This is a genomic window from Niveibacterium sp. COAC-50, assembly GCF_013184235.1.
Lineage (GTDB): Bacteria > Pseudomonadota > Gammaproteobacteria > Burkholderiales > Rhodocyclaceae > Niveibacterium > Niveibacterium microcysteis.
Genome location: NZ_JABCJM010000001.1, coordinates 1,475,254 through 1,488,372 on the forward strand (window position 1 = coordinate 1,475,254; position 13,119 = coordinate 1,488,372).

Genomic DNA, 13,119 nt, shown 5'->3' on the forward strand with positions numbered 1-13,119 from the left:
CGCAACATAGAACTTAGGAAAATGGCGAATACCAGAATTGATTGGATAGATGAGCTCAAGGGATTAGGCATGCTGTTTGTTGTCATAGGACACAACGTTGGCATTTGGCTTAATGCACCGGACCTTGCGAGGGCAATCTATCTTTTTCATATGCCCCTATTCTTTTTTACGACAGGCTTGACAACTGACTTGCTTGGTGCGGCAGGCCTCAATGTTCGACGCGTCATTGTCGTCGCAATCCAGTATTTGGTTCTTTCGATCGGAATGATTCCGGTGGGAGTGCTCTTTAATGGCAACGGATCGCTAACGGCTCAACTCGCCGGAATTCTATATGGCACCGGTCATACAATTGACGTAACGCCACTGTGGTTTCTCCCGTGTTTGGCATGCGCCCTCACGTATATATTGTGCATTGGTAATGCAATGAAGCTGGTCGGCGTAAAAAGCATCGAGCCGCTCACTATTGTCTTGATTGCCACGGCGCTTTCTTTTGTTGGGGCTTGGGCTCTCAACTTCCTTCACGGTGAATATCAATACATACTTGACTGGGGTAGTGTGCATGAGTCAGGTACGTTCTGGGGCGCAGATGTAGCTATTTTGGGTTCTGCGTTCGTTCTATTCGGCATTGGATGGAGGGTATATGGAGCGCGTCTGGGAGGTCCGTTGTTGAATTTCGGATTTGTTGCGGGAGCTGTGATTGCGCTCGCATTTGCCGTTCGTTACGGAGTCCGCACGGACCTTCATTTTCGTCGTTTTTCGCCCAGTATTTTCGCTCTACTTTGTTCATTGATCGGCATTGTTGGATCCATAGGATTGATTAATCTGCTCGCTCGCATTGAGTATGTTGGTCGCGCTCTTAGTGTTGTTGGAAGATCTAGTTTGATTGTTTTGGTTCTTCATAATGGACTTCAGAATCGGGGGGCCAAAGTTTCTCTATTGCCAGTCTTGGGCGATGGCTTTCTATATTGGGCTGTTGCAGCATCCTTGGCAGTTGTGCTCCCGGTTGCAATCGATCGTCTGATCATCAGAAAGGTCGCCCTTCTGAATTCTATCGTTTATCCGAGAATACATTGGCTTGCTCGGTCTCATCGATCAGGAGTTGATTGTGCGCCTAGGTAGTGCTTCGATTTCGATTAATGGGCGTTTCTTAGGTCGCCGCGCAACCGGTGTCGATCGGTTTGCCTTGGAAGTGATTCGCGCTATTGATATCCTGATGACCGAGAGGTGTCCGGAAGTCGCCGGAATGAATATCGAACTCCTTATTCCGCATGGAGTGAAGTCGGTTCCGCCGTTCTCATCCATGACAGTACGTGCGGTCGGCTCGTTTGGTGGGCAGCTTTGGGAGCAGGTTGATTTGCCCCGCGCAAGCGCACGAGGGACACTGGTTTTGAGTCTATGTAACACAGCGCCGGTTTATTGGCGCAATCAGGCTGTCGTTATACACGATGCGGCGACAGCAGCAATTCCGCAGGCTTTTAGCCGTGGCTTTCGGTGGTGGTACCGTTTGTTAATGCCGATGCTTGGTTGGGTAAGCCGTTCGGTATTAACGGTTTCGGATTTTTCGCGGTCGGAATTGGTCGAGAGATTCAAGATTGCAGAGAATAAGATTCGAGTGGTAATGGAGGGCGGTGAGCATATCCTGCGTGTGCCGAGCGACGTGAGTGCGATTGACCGTTTCGGATTGGCGGAACGCCCATTTGTTCTAGCTGTAAGCAGTATGGCAGCCCACAAGAACTTTCAATTGGTACTCGATGCGATCGCAAAGCTCGACGACCCGCCTTTTGATATTGCGATTGCGGGCGGTGCGAACTCACGAGTGTTCGGCACCGCGGGCTTGGTGCATTCGGATCGTATTAAGTGGCTGGGCTATGTGAGCGACGAGGAGCTTCGCGCGCTGTATGAAGGCGCGATGTGTTTCGTGTTTCCGTCGCTTTATGAGGGCTTTGGCATTCCACCGCTGGAGGCGATGACGTGCGGCTGCCCGGTTTTAGCGGCGCGAGCAGCGTCTATTCCGGAAGTGTGTGGCAATGCAGCGGTGTACTTTGATCCACGCGATGCGGGTGAATTGGCTGCGCAACTGATGCGCGTTGCCAGCGATGCTGATCTGCGTGCTGAACTCGTAAATAGGGGGCGCGCGCAGGCGGCGAAGTTCTCGTGGGAAACTGCGGCCCGTCAGGTGCTTGCGGCCTGTCGCGAGGTGGCGAATTGAATGCTTCGTGTGGCGCGGTTTTGCATTGCGCTGAAACGATAAAGGGGGGCATCGCGACCTATTTGCGCGAATTGATCCCTTTGCAGCGCGACGAATTCGGCCCCAACAAGGTGTTCGTCGTGATACCAGAATCGCAGCGCATGGAGTTACCTGTGCCCAACGGCGTTACGGTGGTGACGTATGCGGACGGCGGCGGGCGGGCGGCCAATGCCATGCGACTGGCCCTCAGGTCTCTTGCTGTTGCACGTCGCGAGCGAGTTGCCGTGGTACACGTTCATTCAACGTTTGCCGGCGCTTTGGTGCGGCCACTGCTGGCCTTGGCGTATCGCTCTGCAAGGGTGGTGTATTGCGCACACGGCTGGGCGTGGGATCGCCCGCTGTCAGGCAAAGCGCGAGCCGCGGTTGTAGCGGTTGAGCGCTTGTTGTCGTTGCTGAGCGACATGATTGTTTGTATTTCCGAGCACGAGCGGGTGACCGCGATTGATAACGGCATTTCGCCATCGCGCCTCGTTGTGGTGCGCAATGGAGTTTCGCAGCAACGACCGGTGCCGCTTGGCGACGCACCGCACTGGCCGGAAGGGCGGCTGCGTGTGCTGTTTGTGGGGCGGTTTGATCGACAGAAGGGTGTTGATCTGCTTTTCGATGCCCTACGGGTGCTGGGCGACAAGGTTCACGCAGTGGTTGCAGGGGCTGCAGTGCTTGCTGACGGCACGGTCCTTGCGATGCCCGACAACGTGACCACGATCGGATGGGTGTCGCCTGGCGAACTGGAAACGCTGTTCGCTTCGGCGCAGGTGCTTGTCGTGCCCTCGCGGTGGGAGGGCTTCGGGCTTATCGCGGCTGAAGCGATGCGGGCGGGGCTGGCCGTAGTCGCTGCTCGCGTCGGTGGCCTACCCGAAGTGGTGGCAGATGGGGTGACGGGCATGGTGATCGACCCTGGGTCGACTGATGCGCTGGTTGCAGCATTGGCGCAGCTTAGCGCGGAGCGCGCGCGCGAAATGGGTGATGCCGGGAAAGCGCGCTTCCTTGAACATTTCACCATGGAACGCGTGCACCGCGAATTGCGCGAGGTTTATGGATTTAGTACGTGAAGGCAGCGCTGCTGTGCGGCCTGCCTTACAGCAAAAGACTATCGACTCTCTCTTCAAACTAATCGGAATTCAAAGCCATGAAAGTCACTGTAGTAGGAACCGGCTATGTCGGTTTGGTCTCGGGCGCATGCCTTGCCGAGATGGGTAATGACGTGCTGTGTCTTGATCTCGATGCGAACAAGATCAAGATCCTTCAGGATGGCGGCATTCCGATTCATGAACCTGGGTTGGATAAAGTCGTCGAGCGCAACGTGGCCGCAGGTCGCCTGCACTTTACGACCGACGTTGAAGAGGCGGTCCGCTTTGGGACGATTCAGTTCATCGCAGTCGGAACGCCGCCAGATGAGGATGGTTCTGCCGATCTAAAGTATGTATTGGCTGCGGCGCGCAGCATCGGCCGCCTGATGACCGATTACAAGGTCATTATCGACAAGAGCACAGTGCCGGTGGGTACGGCAGACAAGGTGCGCGCGGCGGTGGCAGACGAACTGGCAAAACGGGGTCTGGACCTTGAGTATTCGGTGGTATCGAATCCCGAGTTCTTGAAGGAGGGCGCGGCCGTTGAAGATTTCATGAAGCCGGATCGCATTGTGGTTGGCGCCGAGGATGATCGGGCGATTTACATGATGCGGGCGCTCTATGCTCCGTTCCAGCGAAACCACGACAAGCTGGTGGTGATGGATGTGCGTTCCGCGGAGCTGACGAAGTACGCCGCGAATGCGATGCTGGCCACGCGGATTTCGTTCATGAACGAACTGGCGCTTTTGGCCGAAAAATTGGGCGCTGATATTGAATTGGTCCGGCAGGGCATTGGCTCCGATCCGCGGATCGGCTACCACTTTCTCTACGCTGGATGCGGTTACGGCGGTTCGTGCTTCCCCAAGGACGTCAAGGCCTTGATCAAGAGCGGTGCAGATGCGGGGCAAGATCTGAAGGTGCTCAACGCCGTGGAAGCGGCCAACGATGCACAGAAGCTGGTGCTGGTGGAAAAGATCGTCAAGCAATTCGGTGAAGACCTGAGCGGCAAGCGCTTCGCCCTGTGGGGGCTGGCTTTCAAGCCGAACACCGACGACATGCGCGAGGCAACGAGCCGTGTAGTGATCAACGAATTGTTTAAGCGCGGTGCGACGGTAAGCGCGTATGACCCGGTGGCGATAACTGAGAGCAAACGAATCTTTGGTGACGAGCCACGCCTGGCCTACGCAAATAACCCGATGGAGGCGCTGGAGGGCACTGACGCCCTGGTTATCGTTACCGAGTGGAAGGAATTCCGGAGCCCCGACTTTGCGCGAATCAGATCTGTGCTACGCAGCCCAGTTATTTTCGACGGACGTAACCTCTACGACCCCGCAATGCCTCGTGCCGCGGGCTTGACCTACTTGCCCATCGGCCGCCCTTGAGTCGGCGAGAATGAAGGCGTTGGAGAAAGCGCCGGTTTGGATTGTTGGCCGCCTTCTCCTATCAAGGCTAATTTGCTGGATAAAATCATGACTGGAATGACGAAGGCGATCTCGATTGACGAGATCCAAAAGACACGCGGCGTACGCTTTGGAACCAGTGGCGCACGGGGTCTGGTGGCGGACATGAGTGACGAAGTCTGTTACGCCTATTCTGCAGCTTTCCTCAAGGCAGTCGCGGCGCGAAGTGGCGCGATCGCACTGGCTATGGATTTGCGACCGAGCAGCCCGGGAATCTCAGCTGCCTGCGCGGCTGCGATTCAGCAGGCAGGGTTGTCTGTGGATTTCTGTGGTGCAGTGCCGACACCGGCGCTTGCCTATCACGCTCAGACGAAGCATCTGCCGGGAATCATGGTAACCGGGAGTCATATCCCCTTTGACCGCAACGGCATTAAGTTCTATCGCGCCGATGGCGAGATCACAAAAGCGGACGAGGCGAAGATCAGCGAAGCCGTCGTCGATGTGCCGAACGTAGGCACTGCCGCAGTGTTGCCTGAAGTGAACCGTGGTGCCTATGACGCCTACGTGGCGCGCTACATCGACTTCTTTGCGCCACAGAGTCTCGCTGGAATGCGCCTCGGCTTTTATGAACACTCGAGTCTGGCCCGCGAAGTGCTTAGGACGATTCTCGAGCGGCTGGGGGCGGAAGTCGTCTCATTGGGGCGTACTGACGAATTCGTGCCGATTGATACCGAAGCTGTGAGCCGCGACGACATTGAGCAAGCTAGACGTTGGGCGACCGAACACGGTTTCGATGCAATCTTATCTACCGACGGAGACGCCGACCGGCCATTGGTTGGTGATGAGAACGGAGACTGGTTCCGTGGAGACGTCGTCGGCATCCTCTGCGCCCAGTACCTTCGAGCCAAGGGTGTTGTCACCACCGTTAGCTCGAATACCGCAGTCGAACGGTGCGGCGCATTTGCAAAGGTGTCCCGCACTCGGATCGGCTCGCCTTATGTGATCGAGGGTATCGAACAACAGCTCTCAGACGGTATTGCGCCAGTTGTCGGCTTTGAACCGAACGGCGGTTTTCTTGTGGGTTCAGTGATTGAGCGTGACGGTCGAACCCTCTCGCCTTTGATGACACGCGATGCGGTATTGCCGATCCTTTGCGTGTTGATGATGGCCCGCGAGCGGGGTGTAAAGGTTTCCGCGCTGCCTACAAACTTGCCTGCACGATTTACGGCTAGTGACCGGATCCAATCCTTCCCGACAGAATTAAGCCGCAAGTTGATCGCTGATTTCTCAACTTCGGACGACGCCTTTTCCAAGGTGTTCGAAGATTTGTGCGGTGAGTCTGTGAGTCAGGATCACACGGATGGTCTGCGCGTTACGCTGAAGAATGGGGAAATCATCCATCTGCGCCCGTCAGGAAACGCCCCGGAACTGCGATGTTACGCGGAAGCTGACACCCAGGCGCGGGCGGAGTATCTGGTCCGAGAGGCTCTGTTGCGGATGAGAACGCTCGGACCTGCGAACTAACCTTTTTTATGGGTCCTGGGACAACGGTCAGTGGCGACGTCGAAACATCAGAGAAACTAGGGGAAATAACAATGGCAAAGGCATTGATCCTTGCTGCCGGACAGGGCACGCGCGTAAGACCCTTGACGAAGCACACGCCGAAACCGATGGTGCCAATTCTCGGCAAGCCGGTGATGGAGTACCTGATCGATCACCTCGCGCTCTATGGCGTGAAGGAGATCATGGTCAACGTTGCTTTCATGCACTGGAAAATCGAGAACTACTTTGGGGATGGGCGCCGCTTCGGCGTCGAACTCGGATACTCGTACGAGGGCGTGCGCGAAAACGGTGAGGTGGTCTGCAAGCCGGTCGGTTCTGCAGGCGGCATGCGCAAGATTCAGGATTTCGGCGGCTTCTTCGATGACACGTTCATCGTGCTGTGCGGAGACGCAATCGTTGATCTCGACATCAAGGCCGCGCTATTCGAGCATAAGACTAAGGGCGCAATCGCCAGCGTGATCACGCTGGACGTACCTCGCGAAGAGACGAAGAACTACGGGATCGTTGTAACCGATGAAACCGGACGCGTAACGTCGTTCCAGGAGAAGCCAAAACCCGAAGAGGCCAAGTCAACGGCGGCGTCGACCGGCATCTACATCTTCGAGCCAGAAGTCCTTGATCTCATTCCGCCAGATACCGAGTTCGATATCGGTAGTCAGTTGTTCCCGCTCTTGGCTGAGAAGGGGTTGCCGTTCTTCGCACAGAAGCGGTTCTTCAACTGGATCGACATCGGTCGTGTGTCCGACTACTACTCTGTGCTGATGCGCGTTTTGCGCGGTGAAGTGGCTCAGATGGATATGCCGGGTAAGGAAGTCGCGCCCGGGGTGTGGGTTGGGCTTAACACATCGATTGCGTGGGATAGCGTTCAGATCGTCGGGCCTGTGTATATCGGCTCAGGCGTGAAGATCGAGCCCGGTTGTAGCGTGATTGGGCCGGCATGGATCGGGCACGGCAGTCATCTACGGCATGGCGCAAAGGTGATTCGTAGCGTGCTGTTTGAATACACCCGTCTGGGTGAAGACATGGTCTTCGAGGAGATGATCGCCTCTCCGCAATACTGCGTGGACAGGAAGGGCGAGACCATGTACGTCGGCGATGATCGTTGCCTGCTACGCTGGGGTGACGCTCGGGCCTAACGGACTAATGCGGGTAGTGCGAAGAGCCGGCCGAGCCGGCTCTTTTTTTGTTTGCTTGGTGACCCGCGAGATCCGAAGGCGTGACAGCGTAAAATCGGCAACTTTCGCTGTATTCGACGCCCGATAGGACTTCCAACGCTGTCGTGGTTCGACTGTTCGATCTTGACTAGAGACCCGATGACCATACTTGTAACCGGCGGCGCCGGCTTTATTGGCGGCAACTTTGTTCTGGACTGGATCGCCAACACAGGCGAGCCGGTTATTAACCTCGACAAGCTCACCTATGCGGGCAACCTTGAGACGCTCAAATCGGTTGAAGACGACGCGCGCCACACCTTTGTGCAAGGCGATATCTGCGACCGTGCGCTAGTCGATTCGCTCCTAGACGCCCACAAGCCGCGCGCAATCGTCCACTTCGCTGCCGAGTCGCATGTTGATCGTTCCATCCATGGCCCTGGCGAGTTTGTTCGCACGAACGTGGAGGGCACCTTCACGCTGCTTGAAGCCGCGCGAGCCTACTGGAATGGACTTGAGGGTGATGCAAAGTCGGGTTTCCGTTTTCATCACGTCTCGACCGATGAAGTTTACGGCTCGCTCGGCCCGAATGATCCGCCCTTTACCGAGACCAACACCTACGAGCCGAACAGCCCGTACTCGGCGAGCAAGGCCGCCAGCGATCACCTCGTGCGCGCTTGGCACCACACCTACGGTCTACCGGTCACGACTAGCAATTGCTCGAATAACTACGGCCCCTATCACTTCCCTGAGAAGCTGATTCCTCTGATGATCGCCAACGCACTGGCTGGCAAGCCGCTTCCGATCTACGGCGACGGCCAGCAGATCCGTGACTGGCTCTACGTCACCGACCACTGCAGCGCGATCCGCACGATCCTCGCGCAGGGCAAAGTGGGCGAGGTCTACAACGTGGGCGGTTGGAATGAAAAGCCGAACATCGATATCGTGAAAACGATCATCGCCCTGCTTGACGAACTGAGCCCCAGTCCCGAGGGTAGCTATGCGCGTCTGATCACCTACGTGACAGACCGCCCCGGCCACGACCGCCGCTACGCGATCGATGCCCGCAAGATCGAGCGCGACCTTGGTTGGAAGCCGGCTGAAACCTTCGAGACCGGCATCCGCAAGACGGTGCAGTGGTACCTCGATAACCAGGCCTGGGTGCAGAACGTTTTGAGCGGTGCCTACCGCGACTGGGTGGCGAAGAACTACGGCGACCGCGCGGGGGCATGATGAAGATCCTGCTACTCGGAAGGGGTGGGCAAGTCGGTTGGGAACTGCAGCGGGCACTGGCGCCGCTTGGTTCGATTGTCGCGGTCGACTTTGAAAGCGCCGATTACTGCGGCGACTTCACGGATCTGGACGGTTTGGCTGCGACCGTCCGGGCCGTGGCGCCGGATGTGATCGTCAATGCCGCAGCGCATACCGCTGTGGATAAAGCCGAGAGCGAATCCGATTTGGCGCGCACCATCAACGCGCTTGCGCCGGGCGTGCTGGCGCGGGAGGCCGCTGCGACGGGCGCACTGCTGGTGCATTACTCCACCGACTATGTTTTCGACGGTAGTGGTGACACAGCGCGCGACGAGTCAGCAGCCACGGCTCCACTGAGTGTTTATGGGGCTACGAAGCTCGAAGGCGAGCAACTGATCCAACACAGCGGTTGTCGGCACCTGATCTTCCGCACGAGTTGGGTGTACGCCGCGCGCGGCGGCAATTTCGCCAAGACGATGCTGAAGCTGGCGCGTGAACGGGAGCGCTTGACGATCATAGACGACCAAATCGGGGCCCCAACGGGCGCCGATTTGCTCGCTGACGTGACGGCCCATGCGATTCGTACGGTACAGGCGCGGCCGGATCTGTGCGGTCTGTACCACCTTGTCGCTGCCGGAGAAACGTCCTGGCACGGCTACGCGAGCTTCGTCATCGAGTTTGCCCGTCGTGCGGGGGAAGTACTCGCGGTCAATGAGATTGCGCCGGTTCCGACGACGAGTTTTCCGACTCCGGCAAAGCGGCCGCTCAACTCAAGAATGTCGACGGCGAAGCTGCGGAACACGTTCAGACTTACGCTCCCCGACTGGACGGTCGGCGTGGAGCGCATGCTCATCGAGACCTTGGGCAAATAGGTCTTCAGTCGAAAAATGGCGCTTGCTCGCACACGTTTCGATTGTTTGCGGGCCAAACACCAGCCGGAGAGGACATGACATCACGTAAGGGAATTATCTTGGCCGGCGGTTCCGGCACTCGATTGCACCCAGTGACACTGGCAATCAGCAAGCAATTGATGCCAGTGTACGATAAGCCGATGATCTACTACCCGCTATGCGTGCTGCTGCTGGCGGGGATTAGGGAGATCCTGATCATTTCAACGCCGCAGGATACGCCGCGTTTCGAACAGTTGCTCGGCAATGGGAAACAGTGGGGCATCGAGATCTCCTATGCGGTACAACCAAGCCCCGATGGTTTAGCGCAAGCGTTCATCATTGGTGCGGATTTCGTTCGAGATTCGCCGTCGGCTCTGGTGTTAGGGGACAACATATTTTACGGGCATGACCTGCAACGTCGGCTTGAAGAAGCCGACAAACGAACGGGAGGCGCGACCGTCTTCGCGTACCCGGTGCAGGACCCCGAGCGCTATGGCGTTGTTGAGTTTGATCCCGATGGGCGTGCGATCAGCCTTGAGGAGAAACCCACGGCACCCAAGAGCCGCTATGCGGTTACGGGTCTTTATTTCTATGACCAGCAAGTCGTAGAGTTTGCGCGCCAACTTCGACCGTCAGCCCGCGGCGAACTTGAAATTACCGACCTGAACCGAATCTACCTTGACCGAGACTTAATGGACGTTCAAGTGATGGGTAGGGGGGATGCTTGGCTCGATACAGGTACCCACGACAGCATGCTTGAGGCCGGTCAGTTCATCCAGACGATCGAGAGACGACAAGGTTTGAAGATCTGCTGCCCCGAAGAAATCGTCTGGCGCAAGAAATGGATCAATGACGCGCAAATGGCCGCGCTGGCGAGGCCGCTCGCAAAGAGCGGCTACGGCCAATACCTCGCGAGAATTCTCGAGGACAGGGTCTTCTGATGCAGGTAACCGCTACTGCACTCCCTGAAGTGCTAATCCTAGAACCGAAGGTATTCGGCGATTCGCGCGGTTTCTTCATGGAGAGCTTTAACGCGAACACGTTCCGTGAAGCCACCGGGCTCGACGTGCAATTCGTGCAGGACAATCACTCACGCTCGACGCGAGGGGTACTGCGCGGTCTGCACTACCAGCTGCAACAGCCCCAGGGCAAGCTGGTGCGGGTTCCGCGAGGCCGCGTTTTTGACGTGGCGGTGGATATGCGCAGATCCTCGCCGAACTTTGGTAAATGGGTCGGTGTCGAGCTGAGCGAAGATAACCACCGACAGTTGTGGATCCCCGCAGGCTTTGCGCACGGTTTCGTGGTGCTGTCGGACTCAGCCGATTTTCTCTACAAGACCACGGACTACTACGCGCCGGCGCATGAACGCTGTTTGAAGTGGAATGATACGACCGTGTGTGTTCAATGGCCACCCGAAGGGATTGAACCGTCACTGTCCGCGAAAGATCAGCTAGGCAAGCCACTAGCGGATTGCGACACGTTCGATTGACGATCTCGCCCTTGCCGTCATTTGCGCGACGGCCAGCCTCACGTACAACTGCAGGCTGGCATGAAGAAAAACGCCGACGATATGTCAGCATTTTGCTTTGCGGGTATCAGACCGAGTCAGCGTCTCGGTTTGCGCATCAGGGTCGACTTCCCGAAGAGGCTTTCGATCAGGTCCACCGCGAGTAGTGCCGTCTGATTCTGGCGGTCGAGGGCGGGGTTGAGTTCGACGACATCGAGGGAACCCAGCATGCCGGTGTCGGCGATCATTTCCATGCACAGTTGTGCTTCGCGGTAGGTGGGCCCGCCGCGAACGGTTGTGCCAACGCCGGGGGCGATTTCTGGATCGAGGAAGTCGACGTCGAAGCTCACATGCAGGTGGGTGTCGGGGTCCAGATCGTCCAGGGCGAGCTCCATCGCCGCGCGCATGCCGGCTTCGTCGATGAAGCGCATGTCGAAGACCTCGAGGTTCTTGGTGTGCACGAGGCGCTTTTCACCTTCGTCGACACTCCGGATACCGATTTGCCGAATGCAATCCGGCTCAATCGCGGGCGTCTGACCACCGATCTCGATCAATGCTTGCGGCCCGAGCCCGCACAGGCAAGCCACCGGCATGCCGTGGATGTTTCCACTCGGCGTGATCTCGCTGGTGTTGAAGTCGGCGTGAGCGTCCAGCCACAGGATGCGTAGCTTGCGGCCCGTCTCACGGCAGCGACGGGCGACGGCGCTGATCGAGCCGATCGCGAGGCAGTGGTCGCCGCCGAGCATGATCGGTAGCCGGTCGCGTTGAAGTTCGCCATAGATCGCGTCGTGCACGGCGCGGTTCCACGCGACGACTTCGTCGAGGTGACGATAGCCCTCAACCGGCGGCAGCCAAGGATTCTTCGGGCCGGCGATATTGCCGCGGTCTTCGACGTCGAGGCCGTGGCGCTGCAGCATCGGTCCGATATCCGCCACGCGCAGGGCCTCGGGGCCCATTGAAGCGCCACGGCTACCTGCGCCGATGTCGGTGGGTGCGCCAATCAGGCTGATGCGAGTTTTCATGTTCGGGCGAGCGGGCAGGTGAGCGATGCGTGATTTCACTCCGACAAGCTGATCCGCGCAATCGCCCTTGCGACATGAACGTCCGAGATCTGCGACGCGCGGTGTGACTCCGCGCGCTTCGGCCCGATACAATTGCCAGCTTTACCGAATTCGAGAGCCACCGTGTCTGATCGCCTTGCCGTGTTGCCGCAGTACCTTTTGCCGAAGCAGGCGCTGACGTCGCTCGCGGGGCGCTTTGCTTCGTGGCATGGCGGCAGTGTGACGCAAGCCGTTATTCGTCGTTTCGTCGCACGCTACGGGGTCAACATGGCGGAAGCCGCCAACCCCAATATTTCGAGCTACGCGAGCTTCAATGACTTCTTCACCCGCGCACTGAAGGCTGACGCGCGGCCACTAGCTGAAGCCGACCTGATCTGCCCGGTGGATGGTGCGATCAGCCAGTTTGGCGCCGTCGAGCGCGACCAGATCTTCCAGGCCAAGGGGCACAGCTACAGCACGACGGCACTGGTTGGCGGTGACGCGGCGCTTGCGGCCGAGTTTCAGGACGGCCATTTCGCAACGCTGTATCTGAGCCCGCGCGACTATCACCGCATCCACATGCCCTGCGCCGGTCGGCTGACGCGGATGATCCATGTGCCGGGCGATCTGTTCTCGGTGAACCCGACGACGGCGCGCGGCGTCCCCGGGCTCTTCGCTCGCAACGAACGCGTCGTCTGCGTCTTTGAGTCGGAGCAAGGTCCGTTCGTGCTGACGCTGGTCGGCGCCACCATCGTGGGCAGCATGGCCACCGTTTGGCACGGCGTGGTGAATCCGCCACGCCCCGGCGTAGTCCGTGAGTGGACCTACGCCGACACGCCGGTGGTGCTGGAGCAGGGCGCCGAGATGGGGCGATTCCTGCTGGGCTCTACGGTCGTGATGCTGTTCCCGAAAGGCCCCTTGCACTTCAACCCCGCTTGGGCGCCGGGCGGCGCGCTGCGCATGGGCGAGGCGATGGCCAGCCGGGGTTGAGCCCGGCTG

Annotated in this window: 12 protein-coding genes; 11 read left to right on the plus strand and 1 reads right to left on the minus strand. The window is 58.2% G+C overall.

Annotation, left to right across the window (positions count from 1 at the left end):
• Positions 1-21: 21 nt before the first annotated feature.
• From HH302_RS06550 to rfbC, 10 genes are all read left to right on the plus strand, one after another.
• Entirely contained in the window at positions 22-1,119 is a 1,098-nt protein-coding gene (locus HH302_RS06550) for an acyltransferase family protein (protein ID WP_172199980.1), read from the plus strand.
• Positions 1,076-2,209 carry a glycosyltransferase family 1 protein gene (locus HH302_RS06555; RefSeq protein ID WP_216661765.1) on the plus strand — a complete coding sequence of 378 codons (1,134 nt, stop codon included), beginning with the start codon at positions 1,076-1,078 and terminating at the stop codon, positions 2,207-2,209. The genes HH302_RS06550 and HH302_RS06555 overlap by 44 nt, the downstream gene beginning before the upstream one ends.
• The gene (locus tag HH302_RS06560) at positions 2,155-3,300 is read left to right on the plus strand and encodes a glycosyltransferase (RefSeq protein ID WP_371814587.1); all 1,146 of its coding nucleotides are present in this window, start codon (positions 2,155-2,157) and stop codon (positions 3,298-3,300) included. The genes HH302_RS06555 and HH302_RS06560 overlap by 55 nt, the downstream gene beginning before the upstream one ends.
• Before the next feature lie 77 nt (positions 3,301-3,377).
• Complete coding sequence (locus tag HH302_RS06565; RefSeq protein ID WP_172199986.1) at positions 3,378-4,700, plus strand: UDP-glucose/GDP-mannose dehydrogenase family protein; 1,323 nt, start codon at positions 3,378-3,380, stop codon at positions 4,698-4,700.
• Positions 4,701-4,787: 87 nt separating this feature from the next.
• Positions 4,788-6,242, plus strand: a complete 1,455-nt coding sequence (locus HH302_RS06570; RefSeq protein WP_253945998.1) for a phosphomannomutase — start codon at positions 4,788-4,790, stop codon at positions 6,240-6,242.
• Between the two features lie 71 nt (positions 6,243-6,313).
• Positions 6,314-7,417, plus strand: a complete 1,104-nt coding sequence (locus tag HH302_RS06575; protein ID WP_172199989.1) for a sugar phosphate nucleotidyltransferase — start codon at positions 6,314-6,316, stop codon at positions 7,415-7,417.
• Between the two features lie 177 nt (positions 7,418-7,594).
• On the plus strand, positions 7,595-8,665 hold the full coding sequence (gene rfbB / locus HH302_RS06580) for a dTDP-glucose 4,6-dehydratase (RefSeq protein WP_172199992.1): 1,071 nt from the start codon (positions 7,595-7,597) through the stop codon (positions 8,663-8,665).
• Entirely contained in the window at positions 8,665-9,555 is an 891-nt protein-coding gene (gene rfbD, locus HH302_RS06585) for a dTDP-4-dehydrorhamnose reductase (RefSeq protein WP_172200799.1), read from the plus strand. The genes rfbB and rfbD overlap by 1 nt, the downstream gene beginning before the upstream one ends.
• Positions 9,556-9,629: 74 nt before the next feature.
• Positions 9,630-10,514: a glucose-1-phosphate thymidylyltransferase RfbA gene (rfbA, locus tag HH302_RS06590; protein WP_172199995.1), complete on the plus strand. Its 885-nt coding sequence runs from the start codon at positions 9,630-9,632 to the stop codon at positions 10,512-10,514.
• Complete coding sequence (gene rfbC / locus HH302_RS06595; protein ID WP_172199998.1) at positions 10,514-11,062, plus strand: dTDP-4-dehydrorhamnose 3,5-epimerase; 549 nt, start codon at positions 10,514-10,516, stop codon at positions 11,060-11,062. The genes rfbA and rfbC overlap by 1 nt, the downstream gene beginning before the upstream one ends.
• A gap of 116 nt (positions 11,063-11,178) precedes the next feature.
• On the opposite strand, the gene rocF is transcribed toward rfbC, so the two are convergent.
• Positions 11,179-12,102: an arginase gene (gene rocF / locus HH302_RS06600; RefSeq protein ID WP_172200001.1), complete on the minus strand. Its 924-nt coding sequence runs from the start codon at positions 12,100-12,102 to the stop codon at positions 11,179-11,181.
• A gap of 162 nt (positions 12,103-12,264) precedes the next feature.
• Here rocF and asd point away from each other — a divergent pair, with 162 nt between their 5' ends.
• Entirely contained in the window at positions 12,265-13,110 is an 846-nt protein-coding gene (asd, locus tag HH302_RS06605) for an archaetidylserine decarboxylase (protein ID WP_172200004.1), read from the plus strand.
• The last annotated feature ends 9 nt before the right edge of the window (positions 13,111-13,119 follow it).

Coding starts and splice junctions, on each gene's coding strand:
- HH302_RS06550 (WP_172199980.1), top strand. CDS start 22: ATGGCGAATACCAGAATTGATTGGATAGATGAGCTCAAGGGATTAGGC.
- HH302_RS06565 (WP_172199986.1), top strand. CDS start 3,378: ATGAAAGTCACTGTAGTAGGAACCGGCTATGTCGGTTTGGTCTCGGGC.
- HH302_RS06570 (WP_253945998.1), top strand. CDS start 4,788: ATGACTGGAATGACGAAGGCGATCTCGATTGACGAGATCCAAAAGACA.
- HH302_RS06575 (WP_172199989.1), top strand. CDS start 6,314: ATGGCAAAGGCATTGATCCTTGCTGCCGGACAGGGCACGCGCGTAAGA.
- rfbB (WP_172199992.1), top strand. CDS start 7,595: ATGACCATACTTGTAACCGGCGGCGCCGGCTTTATTGGCGGCAACTTT.
- rfbD (WP_172200799.1), top strand. CDS start 8,665: ATGAAGATCCTGCTACTCGGAAGGGGTGGGCAAGTCGGTTGGGAACTG.
- rfbA (WP_172199995.1), top strand. CDS start 9,630: ATGACATCACGTAAGGGAATTATCTTGGCCGGCGGTTCCGGCACTCGA.
- rfbC (WP_172199998.1), top strand. CDS start 10,514: ATGCAGGTAACCGCTACTGCACTCCCTGAAGTGCTAATCCTAGAACCG.
- rocF (WP_172200001.1), bottom strand. CDS start 12,102: ATGAAAACTCGCATCAGCCTGATTGGCGCACCCACCGACATCGGCGCA.